Below are 15,059 nucleotides of genomic sequence, written 5' to 3' on the forward strand. Positions count from 1 at the left end.
GCCTCGGCGGGTACGGCCCCTTCGGGTGACGTCCGGCGGACCGGATCGACTCCGATCAGCTCAGATCAGTAGACGGGCTTCTCGGGCTCGATCTGGTGGACCCAGCCGATCACGCCGCCGCCGACGTGCACCGCGTCCGCGAAGCCCGCGGACTTCAGGACGGCGAGGACTTCCGCACTGCGGACACCCGTCTTGCAGTGCAAGACGATGCGCTTGTCCTGCGGCAGGTCCTGGAGGGCGGTGCCCATCAGGAACTCGCCCTTGGGGATCAGCTTCGCGCCGGGGATCGAGACGATCTCGTACTCGTTGACCTCGCGGACGTCGATGATCTCGATGGGCTCGTCGGTGTCGATCCACTCCTTGAGCTGCTTGGGAGTGATCGTCGAACCGGCGGCCGCCTCCTGGGCCTCCGCCGACACGACGCCGCAGAAGGCCTCGTAGTCGATGAGCTCGGTGACGGTCGCGTTCGGACCGCAGACCGCGCAGTCGGGGTCCTTGCGGACCTTGACCTGGCGGTACTGCATCTCCAGCGCGTCGTAGATCATCAGGCGGCCGACCAGCGGCTCGCCGACGCCCGTGAGGACCTTGATGGCCTCGGTGACCTGGATCGACCCGATGGACGCGCAGAGCACGCCCAGCACGCCGCCCTCGGCGCAGCTCGGGACCATGCCCGGCGGGGGCGGCTCCGGGTAGAGGCAGCGGTAGCACGGGCCGTGCTCGGACCAGAAGACCGAGGCCTGGCCGTCGAAGCGGTAGATGGAGCCCCACACGTACGGCTTGTTCAGCAGCACGCAGGCGTCGTTGACGAGGTAGCGCGTGGCGAAGTTGTCGGTGCCGTCGACGATGAGGTCGTACTGGCTGAAGATCTCCATCACGTTCTCGGCTTCGAGCCGCTCTTCGTGAAGGACCACGTTCACGTACGGGTTGATGCCCAGCACGCTGTCACGGGCCGACTCGGCCTTGGAACGGCCGATGTCCGCCTGGCTGTGGATGATCTGGCGCTGCAGGTTCGACTCGTCGACCTCGTCGAACTCCACGATGCCCAGCGTGCCGACGCCGGCCGCGGCCAGGTACATGAGGGCGGGCGAACCGAGGCCGCCCGCGCCCACGGCCAGCACCTTGGCGTTCTTCAGGCGCTTCTGGCCGTCCATCCCGACGTCCGGGATGATCAGGTGGCGGGAGTACCGACGGACCTCGTCAACGGTGAGCTCAGCAGCTGGCTCGACCAGGGGTGGCAGCGACACGGGGACTCCGTAGATGGTTACGTCTTCAGGGTGGTTCTCCCCGTAACACTGCCACGCCCGTCTTCATTCCAAGACACCTGTCCCGATACGTGAGACGATTTCGTCCCAGTACGCGGGCATTGAGGCCCACGGGTCACGCTCGCCGACCGCCTGTCGGTCCGTGAACCAGATCGTGCCGGCGCCCTGCCAGCGGGCGATCCGCATGGCCTCCTCCAGGTGCGTGCGCGGCACCCCGTGGACGAGGTGGCAGAACCGCTCCGCCGGGTGGTCGGCGGTCCACTCCGCCACCTGCGACCACCGGTAGTCGGCCCAGGCTCCCGAGAAGGTGACCAGCTGGTCGGCGGCGTGCGCGTACCCCTCGTAGGGGTGGGTGCCGTGCCCGAGGACGATCCGCAGGTCCTCGCCCAGGCCGCGCAGGGTGTCGACGACCCGGCACACCGAGGCCAGTTCCGCCTTGTCGGCGGGGGCCTGCGCGAGGTAGAAGCCGCCGACCCCGTACCAGTCCCGGAAGCGGTGGGCGTCCGAGACCAGCTCCCCGAAGGACCGCGCTCCGTCTCGCATGGCGAGATGCCCGAGGACGGTACCGCCCGCCGCGTGCAGCTTCACGGCCGCCTGCGAGCAGTGCGGATCGGGCCGCCCGCCCGGCCCGTCCGCGACGTTGAGCACGGCCCAGTGCAGCGGAGTGCCGGGGCGGGTCAGCTCGGCCCATTCGACGGGGGCGAGCAGCGGGTGCGCGTACCCGGGGATCCCCAGGCCCAGCCGCCCGGCCTCGGTCGCGGCGGCGGTCACGGCTCCCGGCGGGGTGGTCAGATACGGCACGCCGCCTCCATCCAGATGTCCGCGAGGGATTCCTCCAGGTTGATCCGGGGCCGCCAGCCCAGCCGGTCCCGGGCGGTACGGACGTCCGCCTGCTGCCAGGCGCCGCAGCCGTCGGGGTAGGGGTACGGCGGGGGCGCCGCGGCGGCGAGCTGCTCGGCGGTGACCTCGGAACGGGGCGATCCGATGGAGGCGAGCCCGGCCGGGCGGCCGGGGTGTCCGTGCTGCTGGGCTCCGCCGTGCGGGACGTCGAGCTCGTGCAGGGCCCCCGCGTAACCGGCGACCCGGGCCAGGACCCCCGCCGCGTCGCGCAGCCGGACCGCGCGGCCGGTGCCGATGTTGACGACACCCTGGGCGGCGGACAGGGAGGCGGCGTGCACGGCCCGCGCCACGTCCCGTACGTCGACGAAGTCGCGCTGTACGCCGAGCCCGCTGAGCTTGAGCTCGCCGTCCCCGGACTGCATCGCGCGGCGCATGGCCTCGGCGAGCCGGCCGAGCGGCGATCCGGCGGGGGTGCCGGGGCCGACGGGCGAGAAGATCCGCAGGACGACGGCGTCCAGACCGGAGCCGAGGACCAGCTCGGTGGCGGCCAGCTTGCTGACGCCGTACGGCCCGCCCGGTCTCGGCACGGCGTCCTCGGCCGTGGACGATCCGGGCTGGCTGGGCCCGTACTCGGCGGCGCAGCCGAGCTGGACGAGGCGGGCCCCGCAGCCGCTGCGGCGCAGGGACTCGCAGATCGTCGCGACGGCGACGGTGTTGTGCCGGGTCAGCTCCCGGGCCCCGCCCCGGGTGGCGCCGGCGCAGTTGATGACGACGCCGGGGTGGACGGCGTCCAGGAAGCGGGTGAGCGCACCGGGGCTGCCGGTGGCGAGGTCGAAGCGGACGTCGGCGTCGTCGCCGCGGCCGAGCGCGGTGAGCTGGACGGCGGGGTCGGCGAGCAGCCGGTCGGCGACGTAGCGGCCGAGGTATCCGTTGGCTCCGATCAGCAGCACCCTCATCGCGTGACCCCTTGGTTGGTTGGCTGGCCGGTCATGTCTGTGTCTCCTTGCGGGTGGATGGAGGGACGGATGGGGCGGGGTACGGGTACGGCGTTCGGCGTCGGCTCCGAAGGTCAGGGCCGCGCGTGCGCGGACGCGCGGGACAGGGCGAGGACGGCGTGTACGAGGAGTCCCGCCGCGGCGGCGGCCGCCGCCGCGGGGAACGGCACCAGGGCCAGGGCGAGAGCGGCGCCGACGGGTCCGCGGTGGGCGCCGTGCCGGAGCAGCAGCCGGGTCAGGAACAGCAGCAGGGCGAGCGGCACCGCGACCGTCAGCGGGGCCCCGGCGAGCGCGGCGGCCCCGGCGGCGGCCGCGGTGAACACGGTGACGGCCGCGAGCAACAGGGGCCGGGCCCGGTCCGAGAAGTCCTCCAGGGCGCGGCTCCCGTCGAGCCGGGCGCGGGCCCCTGCGGCGAAGGCGGCGGCGAGCAGGTGTCCGGGGGCGACGGCCAGGGCCAGGCAGGCGGCGAGGGCGGCGCCGTGCCGGTGCGCGGCCCAGCCGACGAGGGCGGCGGCGAGCAGGTGCGCGGCGTACCGGAACCGGCCGCAGGCGGCCCGCCCGGGCCACACCAGGCAGACGACGGTGGCGGCCACGGCGGCGGGCCCGGCCCACGCCTGCCCGGCGGCGCTCGCGCCGAGGGCGAGGGCCCCGGGCAGCAGGGCGAAGCCGAAGCCCCGGTACGAGGCGGCCCCTGCGGGGACGCGACCGGGCAGGGCGCCGGGCTGCTCCCCGCGGGGGGTGCGGGCGTAGAGCTCCTCGGCCAGCGAGAAGACGTCCCGGTGCCGGAAGCGCGCGGCGGTGCGGTCGGTGAGGCCGTGGGCCTCCAGCCCGGCGGCGATCTCCAGCGGGTCCACGGCCCGGGCGCACAGCTCCCGGTGCCGGTGCAGCAGCGCCTTGACGGGGTCCCCGGCGCTCCGCCGCGGACCGGACCGCTGCGCCTCACCCGTCCCGGGGACGCCGGGGGCGATCTCAGCCTCGCCGGCGTTTGAGGCGCGGGGGTCCGGGGGCAGCGCCCCCGGCGACGGCGCCGCACCCGAAGACGGCACCGCACCCGAAGACGGCACCGCACGCGCGGCGGCACTGCCGGGGCTCCGCCCCGGACCCCGCGCCTCGAACGCCGGCGAGGCTGAATGTGCCCCGGCCGGGTCGGCCGACCGCGGGGCGGGGTTCGCGTTCGGGGTCATACGGTCGCCTCCGGAACGGGCTCGGCCCAGGTCGGGCTGGTCCAGTGACCCGGGACCCGGGCTTCGGCGGGGCGGGCGAAGGGCACCTCGCCGTCCGGCCGCGCGGAGCCCCGCGCCAGCAGCCGCAGGTAGATGTCCTGGAAGGCGGCCACGTTCTGCTCGACGGTGAACAGCTCAAGGGCCCTCGCCCGCGCGGCCGCGCCCAGCCGCTGGGCCCGCTCGGGATCCTCCAGCAGCGACAGGCAGGCGTCAGCGAGCGCCCGCGGGTTGCGCGGCGGGACGACGAGGCCGGTGCCTCCGATGACCTCGTACACGGCGCCCACGTCGGTGGAGACGGTGGCCCGGCCGCAGAACATCGCCTCCGCCAGGGTGATCGGGAAGCCCTCGACCACGGAGGACAGCACGGCGACGCGCCCCGCTCCGTACGCCTCGGCCGGGGTGGGGGCCTCGGGTCCGCCGATCTCCTCGAAGGTGACGGGGCTCTCCCCGGCGGTGACGGCGTCCGCGGCCTCGTCGGGGAAGAGCCGCGCGGCCAGGGACCGGCAGTCGGCGAGGTAGCCGGGGGCCACGGCCGTGGCGAAGATCCTCAGCCGGGCGTGCGGCGCGGCCCTGCGGACCTCGGTGAAGGCGTGCAGCAGGCCGATGATGTCCTTGGCCGGCTCCATCCGCCCGACCCACACCAGGGTGTCCGGGTCCCCGCAGTCCACGGCCTCCCCGACGGTGGCGAATCGGTCCGCCTCCATCCCGGGGTAGACGGTCCGCAGCCGGTCCTTGGTGGCCCCGCACCGCTCCTGCCAGCGCCGGGCGTGCGCGTTGCCGGGCGTGAGCAGGTCGGCCCGGGCGTAGATCTCGGCGGCCAGCCGCAGGTGGAAGGCCGCGAGCAGGGCCCGTACGGCGGGACGGGGGGCGTCGTACGGGTTGCCGGGCCCGAAGGAGGCGTCCGGCTGGTGCTCCAGGTAGTGGGCCCGCAGCTGCACCCCGTACTCGGTGACCAGCAGCGGTACTCCGAAGAAGCGTTTGGCCAACAGCCCGGGGATCGCCGCGACCCCGCCCGCCGCCGCGTGGCAGATGTCGACCGCGCCGAGATTGCCCGGCTCCTCGTACCAGTCGAGGGACAACGGCCGCAGCATGCGCTCCAGTGCGTCCACGAACTCCAGCAGGTCGGACACCTGCGCCGTCTGGACGGTGCGCCCGGCGCCGGGCGCCCGGCAGGCGGACTCCAGTGCCCGCACCGCGGACTCGGAGCGCAGGGCCGCGTACAGACCGCCCTCGTCGCGGGCGAGTTCGGCGAGCCCGTACAGCCCGGAGGCGAAAGGTTCGGGCTCACCGGCGCAGATTCCCCGGACCAGCTCGGTGAAATGGGCCGCGAACCGCCGCCGTTCACGCCGCGCGTAGCTGCGGCCGTCGTCGGCGGGGGCCCACAGGGGGGCCGTACGGACCTGGGTGACGTGCTCGGGCAGCGGCACCCGGGCGCGTTCCTGCTCGGCGCTGCGGCTCAGGGCGTAGAGCTCGAACTCGTGCTGCGGGAGTCCGCGCACGAGCCGGTCGCACCACAGCCTCGCCTCTCCCGTCGCATACGGATAACCACCTTCCGTAAGCAGTCCGATCCGCACGAGTGGCACCACCGATCTCCCGTTCGGGCGGTCACCGTCGGTCAGGTGACCCGCCGCTGGAGAACTCAAGCGGATATGCCCGAGGCGCGGCGGACGGTTGTCCGTCGCGCCACCGGAAGGGGTGAAGAGTCGTAACTTTCCCGTACGGTTCGCGTTCGAGCACGCTAAGAAGTACTGCGTCGCCCGTGTGTCCCGGACCGCGCCTCAATTCCCCGGATATACCCAGGGGTTGGGCTTGCACTGAATTCCGTCGATGTCCAGGGACTTGGTCTGCTGCTGCATGATCGGGGCGAGCGCGCCCGGCGTGCGGCAGCTCACGTGCCCGTGTCCCAGGCGGTGCCCGACCTCGTGGTTGATGAGCATCTGACGGTAGGCGACCATCTGGTCCGGGCCGTAGGTCGAAGAGCCCTGCGCCCACCGGAACGCGTTGATCATCACCCGGTCGGTCGACGCGGAGTCGCAGGAGACGTTGTCGATGGTGGTGTCCAGGCCGGACTTGGCGCACCACGTGCCGGTGGTACCGGGACTGGCCAGGGTGATCACGAAGTCGGCCTCGCCGCCCGGCACCCGCTCGAAGGTCATCGCGCCGCCGTGGGCCCAGCTGCGCGGGTCGTTGAGGGTGCGGTGGACGGCCTCGGCGAAGAGCTGCGGGTCCAGGCCCAGGCCCTGCTCGACGTCGACCCGGTAGCGCACGAGCTTGCCCTTGCCGGGCGCCTTGGCCATGCCGGGCACGGTGTCGAAGGTGCCGGGCCCGGCGAGTTTCGCGTCGATCGGCAGCTGCTGGGCCATCTGCTGCTCGTACGTCAGCTCCGGCGCGGGCGCGGGCGCCGCGGCGGGCGCCGCGGGCGTGGCGGCGCCCGGGGCCGCGGCGGCCTGGTCCTGGCCGGCCGCCGCGAGCGCGCCCTGTCTGGCGCCGCCCCCGTCGCCGTCGGAGGTCATCTGCACGGCGACGGCCACGGCGAGTACGGCGGCGACGGCCACGGCGGCCATGCCGGTGTAGGTACGGGCCGTCCGGCCGCGGCTGGAGCCGGGCTCTTCGGCGACGGGATCGACCGGTCTGCGCGGCCCCGGCACCCGGCGGTGCGAGCCGGTCGAGGTGACGGCGTCGGGCGCGGATGCGGCCGGGGGTACGGATACGGGCGCGGGCGTCGGCGCGGGCGTCGCAGGCAGGGTGACCTGCGGGAAGCCCACCGCCGGGGTGCCGAAGGCCGGGGTGTCACCGTCCAGGACGGCGGTGGAGCCCCGGGGGGTGCGCGGCACCCCGCGCCAGTCCCCGTACACGGAGCCCGAGCCGGGGCCGGCGCCCCAGGCGCCTCCGGACTCGTGGTGCTGGGGGTGGCCGCCGGCCCGTGCCTCGCCGGGCACGTACCCCTGGTGGGTGACGGTGGGTTCGGGCCGGTACGGGGCGGGCGGCTCCTCGTACGGCTGGGGCGCGGGCACCGGCCGCGGACGGGCGGGGGCCGGGGCGGGGTCCTTGCGACTATGTCGTCCCACGGTCCTCAGCCTCTGTCGTCTTCGGTGTCCCGGAGCAGCTCCCGGAAGGCGGCGGCCACCGTCTCGGGGTACTCCATCATCGCCACGTGTCCGGCCTCCGGCAGACACAGCAGCCGCGAACACCGGTAGGAGGCGGCCGCCTTGTGCGCCATGCGGTACGAGACCAACTGGTCCCGCCCACCGTAGACCAGCAGGGAGGGGGCGAGCACCCGCTGCGCCTGGCGCCACAGTCCGTGCTGGCCACCGAGGGTGTAGGCGTCGACGATGCCGCGCGCGGAGCGGGTCATCGCCTCCCAGAAGTACGGCAGCGCCATCCGCCGCTCCATCTCCTCCACGGCGTGGCGGAAGCCCTCGGGTGTCACCCGGGAGGGGTCTCCGTAGCAGAGGGCCGTCACCCCGCGGGTGCGCTCCTCGGCGCTCAGTCCCCGCGTCAGCCGCAGGAGGAGCGCGGCCATCCCGGGGACGGCGAGGAGCGCGGTCGGCACGGCCGAACTCTGCACGCGCAGCTCGGGCAGGGCGGGCGAGACCAGCGTCAGGGTGCGCACCAGGTCGGGCCGGACGGCGGCGACGCGAGTGGAGACGGCTCCGCCGAGGGAGTTCCCGAACAGGTGGACGGGGCCGCGCCCGGCGGCGTCGAGGTGCCGGATGACGGCGCGGGCGAACGCCGTGACGGAGTAGTCCCGGTCGGCGGGCGGCGGGGACCAGCCGAAGCCGGGCAGGTCCAGGGCCTCGCCGTCGACGGTGTCCGCCAGCTGCGCCATGAGGTCCGACCAGTTCTGCGAGGAACCGCCGAGTCCGTGGACGAACAGCGCGGGCGGCAGGCCCGTACGCTCCGCCGGGCGCACCCGGACGGCCATGTCGAGTCCGGGCAGCGCGGTCGTGCGCAGCTGCTCCCCCTCGGCCACCCGGACGGCTCCCACCAGGGAGGACGGCTCGGCGGTGGACCGTACGCCCGGCAGCTCGGTCGAAGACATGCGGGCAATGTTACGAGACGATCACGCCCGTCTTCTTGTGTTCGCCGTCACAGGCGCGTGCCGAGCCGTATAGCGGGGTACCCGCGATCCTCCTAGGCTCGTATGTGAGAACAAGGAAGCGAGGGCAGCGGCATGACTGTCGACCCTGCGGAGCCGGACACCTTCCGGGAGGAGATCCCCGAAGCCCTCGATCCCGAGGCGCCCGAGGCGGATGTGGCGGAGCAGCTGGCCGATCTGCGGCCGGACGAGGACGATCCGGTCACCGGTGCGGACGAGGGCAGGGCCGCGGACGGTGACGCCGCCGAGCAGGCGCGGGTGGTCCCGCTGGACGAGGAGGACTACCGCTGAGCGATCGCTGACCGACCGCTGACCACCGGCTGACCGCCCGCTGACCAACCGCTGACCAGCGCCTCCGGGCGTCCGTGACGCGTCCGCACCGCGAGAAAACTCGGCTCGAACCCTCCAGATTCGGTTACCGAAAAGTACGATGGCGGCGCGGCGCAGAGCGCACTGTGTTCTTAGAGAAAGTGGGAGGCGGCGTGACAGCCATCGAGCAGACCGAGGCAGCGCGTCCGCGGGGCACGCGACTGCCGCGCCGAGCCCGGCGCAATCAGCTGCTGGGCGCGGCTCAGGAGGTTTTCGTCGCGCAGGGGTACCACGCGGCCGCGATGGACGACATCGCCGAGCGTGCGGGAGTGAGCAAGCCGGTGCTGTACCAGCACTTCCCCGGCAAGCTCGACCTCTACCTGGCGCTGCTGGACCAGCACTGCGAGTCCCTGCTGCTGGCCGTGCGCACCGCGCTCGCGTCGACGACGGACAACAAGCTGCGTGTGGCCGCCACGATGGACGCGTACTTCGCGTACGTGGAGGAGGAGGGCGGCGCCTTCCGGCTGGTCTTCGAGTCCGACCTGACGAACGAGCCGGCGGTGCGCGAGCGCGTCGACCGCGTCTCGCTCCAGTGCGCCGAAGCCATCTGCGAGGTCATCGCAGAGGACACCGGCCTGTCCAAGGACGAGTCGATGCTGCTCGCCGTGGGCCTGGGCGGGGTCTCGCAGGTCGTGGCGCGCTACTGGCTGTCCAGTGAGAGCCCGGTCGCCCGTGACACGGCGGTGGGTCTGCTGACCTCGCTCGCCTGGCGCGGTATCGCCGGTTTCCCGCTGCACGGCACGGATGCCTGATCCTTCCGGTGTCCGCTGCTGTTCGCTGCGAGCGTGTCCGCTCTGCGCTTCCGCGTCCCCTCTCCGGGCTAATGTGGACCGCGTACGGCGCGGCTGATCGCGCGAACCGGATCGTCGGAGGGACATAGCCGTGGAGGTCAAGATCGGCGTGCAGCACGCACCCCGGGAGATCGTGCTGGAGAGCGACCTGAGCGCCGAGGAGCTGGAGAGCATCGTCACCGCCGCGCTGTCCGGCACCGCGCCGCTGCTGAGCCTCACCGACAACAAGGGCCGCAAGGTCCTGGTGCCGTCCGACCGCCTGTCGTACGTCGACCTGGGCGAGCCGAGCGTGCGCAAGGTCGGTTTCGGCGCGCTCTGAGAACTGTCCGAAACGGCCCGGTGGTTGATTCCACCGGGCCGTTTCCGTTTCTTCCGCTTCGGGTAGGACGGCAGTGACCCGGTTTGCCCTGACGTATGGGAGAGACCTGATGCTGCTGATGGAAGTGCTCGGCTCCGCGCTGTTGGGCCTCGCCCTGTCCGCGACAGCCGCCCGAGTGCTCGCGCGTCGGCTGCCGTCCACCAGAGTGGTGCTGGTCAGCGGAGTGCTGGGGGCGCTGTTCGGGGCGTACCTCACCCACTTCGCGCTGGGCCCGGGGCACAACACCCTGACCGCAACCTTCGTCGGCGGGGTGCTCGTGTCGGCGGTGGTGCTGTCGCTGCTGCTCCGGCCGGCCTCCGGGCCCCGCAGGCCCCCGCACAGGACTCCGTTTTCGCTCCCGTCACGGGGATGATCCCTGACCCGCCGCCCTAGGGGGTGTCGGCTCCCACCGCGCACGTCGGCTCCCTGACCCCACACGATCACCCGCGATCACACACCTCGGCCCCGGCACGCAGAGCGCGTGCCGGGGCCGGGGTACGTGTGGGGCGGCCGGTCAGGCGGCGAGGCCGAGGGCCGCCATCCGCTTGGTGTGCGCCTTGGTGATCCGGGCGAACATCTCGCCGACGGCCGCCAGGTCGAAGCCCGCCGCCATCCCGTCGACGCCGCCGACCAGCATGGTCGAGAGCGCGTCGCGCTCGGCGACCACGCGCTGGGCCTGCGAGAGGGCCTCGCCCATCAGTCGGCGGGCCCACAGCGCGAGCCGGCCGCCGCAGCGCGGGTCCGCCTCGATCGCGGCGCGCACCTTCTCGACGGCGAAGTTGCCGTGGCCGGTGTCGTCGAGCACGCCGAGCACGAGGCCGCGGGTGTCGGTGTCCAGGTGGGACGCGACCTCGCGGTAGAAGTCGCTGGCGATGGAGTCCCCGACGTAGGCCTTGACCAGGCCCTCCAGCCAGTCGGACGGCGCGGTCTGGCGGTGGAAGTCGTCGACGCCCTTCGCGAAGGGCTCCATGGCGGCGGTGGGCTCGACCTCGATCGCCGCGAGGCGGTCGCGCAGCCGCTCGAAGTGGTGGAATTCAGCGGATGCCATGGCGGCGAGCTCGGCCTTGTCGTCCAGGGTGGGTGCGAGCTTCGCGTCCTCCGCGAGGCGCTCGAAGGCCGCGAGCTCTCCGTACGCGAGAGCGCCGAGCAGGTCCACGACGGCCGCGCGGTACTGCGGCGAGGCAGAGGCGGCCGCCCAGTCCTGGGAGGCGATCCCCACGGCTGCGGCGGGTGCGCTGTCGTCGGCGGGCGAGGCGTTTTCTACGGTCGACATGCTCCGCACAATAGCCCGCCGAATCGCCCCCCGAACCACCTGGCCCGTCCAGCTAAACGCGCCTACCCGGTGAATTCGTCCGACACACCTGCGCGATTCCGGGGTACAGTGGTAATGCGCCTGCCGAGCAGTCGGCGGGCCATCCGAATGAGGATGCCCGGTCGGTGGCCCGATCGGCTCCAACCGACCGCCCTCGGTGTGGTGCGTACGTTCATGCGTACCGCCTCTTACGAGGGGCCCCCTCAGCGGCAGATGCGCCTGAGCGAAGGCTAGTGGTCCCGCGCAGCTTCGTACGTAGCAGTACTGCAAGCACAGCACGGTACGACCCCCCTCGCCGCCTCGCGCCGCGTCTCACAGAAGAGGCAGCACCCTGACTACGTTCCGAGACCTCGGGATCCTTCCCGAAACCGCCGAAGCCCTTGAGGCCGTCGGCATCGTGTCCCCCTTCCCGATCCAGGAGATGACCCTCCCCGTCGCCATGTCCGGCACGGACGTCATCGGCCAGGCCAAGACCGGAACCGGCAAGACGCTCGGTTTCGGCCTTCCCCTGCTGGAGCGGGTCATCGTCCCCGCGGACGTCGAGGCGGGCCGGGCCGGGCCCGAGCAGCTGACCAACGCTCCGCAGGCCCTCGTGGTGGTTCCGACCCGCGAGCTGTGCACCCAGGTCACCAACGACCTCCTCACCGCGGGCAAGGTCCGCAACGTCCGGGTCCTCGCCATATACGGCGGCCGCGCGTACGAGCCCCAGGTCGAGGCGCTCAACAAGGGCGTCGACGTGATCGTCGGCACCCCGGGCCGCCTGCTCGACCTGGCCGGGCAGAGGAAGCTCGACCTGTCGCACGTCAAGGCGCTCGTCCTGGACGAGGCCGACGAGATGCTCGACCTGGGCTTCCTGCCCGACGTCGAGAAGATCATGGGCTACCTGCCCGCGAAGCGTCAGACCATGCTGTTCTCGGCGACCATGCCGGGCGCGGTCATCGGCCTGGCCCGCCGGTACATGACGCAGCCGACGCACATCCGCGCCACCTCGCCCGAGGGCGAGGGCGTGACCGTCGCCAACATCAAGCAGCACGTCTTCCGTGCGCACAACATGGACAAGCCGGAGCTGGTCTCCCGCATCCTGCAGGCCGAGGGCCGCGGCCTGGCCATGATCTTCTGCCGTACCAAGCGCACGGCGGCCGACATCGCCGAGCAGCTGGAGAAGCGCGGTTTCGCCTCCGGCGCCGTCCACGGCGACCTGGGCCAGGGCGCGCGCGAGCAGGCGCTGCGCGCGTTCCGCAACGGCAAGGTCGACGTGCTGGTGTGCACCGACGTCGCCGCGCGCGGTATCGATGTCGAGGGTGTGACCCACGTCATCAACTACCAGACGCCGGAGGACGAGAAGACCTTCCTGCACCGCGTGGGCCGTACCGGCCGCGCGGGTAACAAGGGCATCGCCGTCACCCTGGTCGACTGGGACGACATCCCGCGCTGGCAGCTGATCAACAAGGCGCTGGAGCTGGACTTCCACGACCCGGTCGAGACGTACTCCACGTCCCCGCACCTGTTCGAGGAGATGAACATCCCGGCAGGCACCAAGGGCATCCTGCCGCGCGCCGAGCGCACGCGGGCGGGCCTGAAGGCCGAGAACCTCGAGGACCTGGGCGAGACCGGCGGCCGCGGTGGCCGTGGCGGTCGCGGTCCGGCCGCCGCCGCCGTGGTGACCGAGGAGCGCCCCGAGCGCACCCGGACGCCGCGTCAGCGCCGCCGTACCCGTGGCGGTTCGGACCTGGGCACCGAGGCTGCCGCCGCGGCCGCCCCCGTGGCGGACGCGCCGGCGTCGCAGGCTCCGGCCGGCGACGAGCCGCGCAGGCCGCGCCGCCGGCGCACCCGGGTCGGCGCCGTGCCGGCCCAGGCCGTCGAGGCCGTGCAGGCTGTGGAGGCCGCCCCGGTCGCCGTGGCCGCTCCGGTCGCCGACGCCGCCGCGGCCGTCGTGGCCGAGGAGGCGCCGGCCAAGCCGAAGCGCACCCGCACCCGCAAGGCCGTCGCCGAGGCCCCCGTGGCCGAGGCTGCCGTCGCCGAGGCTGCCGTCGCCGAGGCTGCCGTCGTCGAGGCCCCCGTGACCCCGGCCCCGGCCGCCGACGAGGCGCCCGTGAAGCCGAAGCGCACCCGCGCCCCCCGCAAGGTGGCCGAGGTCGCCCCGGAGCCGGACTTCCAGACGGCTGCGCCGATGGAGCCCGTGAAGCCGAAGCGTGCCCGCGCGCCCCGCAAGGTGGTCGCGGCCGCTCCGGAGCCGGACTTCCAGATGGCCCCGCCCGTGGAGCCGGTCAAGGCGAAGCGCACGCGCGCGCCCCGCAAGGTGGCCGTGGCCGCTCCGGCCGTCGCCGAGGCCGCCCCGGTGGCCGAGGAGGCCCCCGCCAAGCCGAAGCGCACGCGCACCCGCAAGGCCGCGGCCGCCCCGGAGGCGTAGTTACTCCCGTAGGACTTCCCTACGCGCCGATGGCCCCGATCCCCTTCCGAGGGGGCCGGGGCCATCGGCGTATCCGGGGCTGTGCGCCGGCGTACGGGCCGGTAACCTCGGGCCATGAGCAAGCCTCCGCGCCTCACCCTGCCGTCCGTCGCCCGCGCGTACGACCTCACCACCGACCGTGGCACCTTCGCGGTGCACGAGGCCGGCGAGCCGGTCCGCGGCACCGCTCTGCTGGTGCCCGGGTTCACGGGCAGCAAGGAGGACTTCATCGGACTCCTGGAGCCGCTGGCCGCGGCCGGGTACCGGGTGGTGGCCGTCGACGGACGCGGGCAGTACGAGAGCCCCGGCCCGCGCGAGGAGTCGGCGTACGCCCTGGAGGAGCTGGCGCTGGACCTCCTCGCGCAGACCCGCGCGCTGGGAGCGGACCGCGTACACCTGGTCGGCCACTCGCTCGGGGGTCTGATCTCGCGCGCCGCCGTGCTGCGCGACGCCGCTCCCTTCGCCTCGCTGACCTTGATGAGCAGCGGCCCCGCCGCGATCTCCGAGGAGCAGCAGGCCCGTACGAAGCTGCTGGTGGCGGCGCTGGAGGCGATGGGCGACGACATGCCGGCCATATGGGCGGCGATGAGCGCCCACGACCCGCAGGACCAGGCACCGGACGCCCCCGCGCTGGCGCTCTTCCTGAGCCAGAGGTGGGTGAGCACCGTCCCCGAGCAGTTGATCGCCACGGGCCGGGTGCTGATCTCGGAACCGGACCGGGCGGAGGAGCTGGCCCGGGTCGAGCTGCCGAAGCTGGTCCTGTCGGGGGCCGTCGACTACGCGTGGCCGGTCCCGCTGCTGGACGAGATGGCCGTGCGGCTGGGTGCGGAGCGGGTGGTCGTCGCGGGCACGGAACACTCTCCGAACGCCGAGGCGCCGCAGGTCACGGCCGCCGCGCTGGCCGGCTTCTGGGACGCTTCCACCAGCTAATCCTTAGCCAGTGAAAAAATTTCCTTAGCGTAGGGAATGATTGAGGCGTACCCTTCGTTAACCCTATGCAAGGAGAACACTGACGAAGGGAGAAGCCCGTGCGCTTCGAAATTCTGCGCCTGGACGACGTCGACGGATCTGCCGTGGACAGCACCGTCGTGGACGCGGCCTCCGTCAACAGGATCGTGCAGCAGGCCGCATCCGTCGGCCAGCGCATTTTGATCCGACCGGCCGAGAGTGCGTCCTCCTGACGTTTCACGCGATACGTTCACGCCCCCGCACCGGGACCGGTGCGGGGGCGTTCGCATGTGCGGGGTGGGGGGGGGGTGGGGGGGGGGCACCACCCGGAGAACCCCACTTACCATCTCCTTCCCCACCCCGGCCCCCAGCATCCCCCCCCCCCGCCGCGTCCCACGGGCAAAACACCCCTT

At 73.1% G+C, this 15,059-nt stretch carries 15 protein-coding genes; 7 read left to right on the forward strand and 8 right to left on the reverse strand.

Annotated elements, in window-relative coordinates; genetic code table 11:
- Positions 1 to 65: 65 nt before the first annotated feature.
- The 7 genes from moeZ to AC07DU_RS03465 form a co-directional block, all read right to left on the reverse strand.
- Positions 66 to 1,244, reverse strand: coding sequence for an adenylyltransferase/sulfurtransferase MoeZ (gene moeZ / locus AC07DU_RS03435; protein ID WP_479109409.1), 1,179 nt, complete (start codon positions 1,242 to 1,244; stop codon positions 66 to 68).
- Between the two features lie 63 nt (positions 1,245 to 1,307).
- Entirely contained in the window at positions 1,308 to 2,063 is a 756-nt protein-coding gene (locus AC07DU_RS03440; protein ID WP_479026998.1) for a spherulation-specific family 4 protein, read from the reverse strand.
- Positions 2,051 to 3,058 carry an NAD-dependent epimerase/dehydratase gene (locus tag AC07DU_RS03445; RefSeq protein WP_360903722.1) on the reverse strand — a complete coding sequence of 336 codons (1,008 nt, stop codon included), beginning with the start codon at positions 3,056 to 3,058 and terminating at the stop codon, positions 2,051 to 2,053. The genes AC07DU_RS03440 and AC07DU_RS03445 overlap by 13 nt, the downstream gene beginning before the upstream one ends.
- A gap of 113 nt (positions 3,059 to 3,171) precedes the next feature.
- Positions 3,172 to 4,143 carry a hypothetical protein gene (locus AC07DU_RS03450; protein ID WP_479109411.1) on the reverse strand — a complete coding sequence of 324 codons (972 nt, stop codon included), beginning with the start codon at positions 4,141 to 4,143 and terminating at the stop codon, positions 3,172 to 3,174.
- Between the two features lie 134 nt (positions 4,144 to 4,277).
- A complete protein-coding gene (gene pelF / locus AC07DU_RS03455; protein ID WP_479109413.1) occupies positions 4,278 to 5,894 on the reverse strand; it encodes a GT4 family glycosyltransferase PelF in 1,617 nt (538 codons plus the stop codon).
- Positions 5,895 to 6,098: 204 nt separating this feature from the next.
- Complete coding sequence (locus AC07DU_RS03460) at positions 6,099 to 7,388, reverse strand: DUF3152 domain-containing protein (protein WP_479026992.1); 1,290 nt, start codon at positions 7,386 to 7,388, stop codon at positions 6,099 to 6,101.
- 5 nt (positions 7,389 to 7,393) lie between these two features.
- The gene (locus AC07DU_RS03465) at positions 7,394 to 8,362 is read right to left on the reverse strand and encodes an alpha/beta fold hydrolase (protein ID WP_479109415.1); all 969 of its coding nucleotides are present in this window, start codon (positions 8,360 to 8,362) and stop codon (positions 7,394 to 7,396) included.
- Positions 8,363 to 8,494: 132 nt separating this feature from the next.
- Here AC07DU_RS03465 and AC07DU_RS03470 point away from each other — a divergent pair, with 132 nt between their 5' ends.
- From AC07DU_RS03470 to AC07DU_RS03485, 4 genes are all read left to right on the forward strand, one after another.
- Positions 8,495 to 8,710 (forward strand): hypothetical protein, encoded by a 216-nt coding sequence (locus tag AC07DU_RS03470; protein WP_479109417.1) that lies wholly within the window; start codon positions 8,495 to 8,497, stop codon positions 8,708 to 8,710.
- 191 nt (positions 8,711 to 8,901) lie between these two features.
- Positions 8,902 to 9,540 carry a TetR/AcrR family transcriptional regulator gene (locus AC07DU_RS03475; protein WP_479026985.1) on the forward strand — a complete coding sequence of 213 codons (639 nt, stop codon included), beginning with the start codon at positions 8,902 to 8,904 and terminating at the stop codon, positions 9,538 to 9,540.
- Positions 9,541 to 9,670: 130 nt separating this feature from the next.
- Positions 9,671 to 9,898, forward strand: coding sequence for a DUF3107 domain-containing protein (locus tag AC07DU_RS03480; RefSeq protein ID WP_030011334.1), 228 nt, complete (start codon positions 9,671 to 9,673; stop codon positions 9,896 to 9,898).
- A gap of 109 nt (positions 9,899 to 10,007) precedes the next feature.
- Positions 10,008 to 10,310, forward strand: coding sequence for a hypothetical protein (locus AC07DU_RS03485; RefSeq protein WP_360903740.1), 303 nt, complete (start codon positions 10,008 to 10,010; stop codon positions 10,308 to 10,310).
- Positions 10,311 to 10,451: 141 nt separating this feature from the next.
- On the opposite strand, the gene AC07DU_RS03490 is transcribed toward AC07DU_RS03485, so the two are convergent.
- The gene (locus AC07DU_RS03490) at positions 10,452 to 11,210 is read right to left on the reverse strand and encodes a ferritin-like fold-containing protein (RefSeq protein WP_360903743.1); all 759 of its coding nucleotides are present in this window, start codon (positions 11,208 to 11,210) and stop codon (positions 10,452 to 10,454) included.
- A 436-nt stretch (positions 11,211 to 11,646) separates the two neighbouring features.
- On the opposite strand from AC07DU_RS03490, the gene AC07DU_RS03495 reads away from it, so the two are divergent.
- The 3 genes from AC07DU_RS03495 (at position 11,647) to AC07DU_RS03505 (ending at position 14,879) form a co-directional block, all read left to right on the forward strand.
- On the forward strand, positions 11,647 to 13,659 hold the full coding sequence (locus AC07DU_RS03495) for a DEAD/DEAH box helicase (RefSeq protein ID WP_479109419.1): 2,013 nt from the start codon (positions 11,647 to 11,649) through the stop codon (positions 13,657 to 13,659).
- A gap of 114 nt (positions 13,660 to 13,773) precedes the next feature.
- Entirely contained in the window at positions 13,774 to 14,628 is an 855-nt protein-coding gene (locus AC07DU_RS03500) for an alpha/beta fold hydrolase (RefSeq protein ID WP_479109421.1), read from the forward strand.
- A gap of 98 nt (positions 14,629 to 14,726) precedes the next feature.
- Positions 14,727 to 14,879, forward strand: coding sequence for a hypothetical protein (locus AC07DU_RS03505; RefSeq protein WP_099889616.1), 153 nt, complete (start codon positions 14,727 to 14,729; stop codon positions 14,877 to 14,879).
- Positions 14,880 to 15,059 lie beyond the last annotated feature (180 nt).

It is taken from the genome of Streptomyces sp. NPDC045695, from assembly GCF_056432025.1.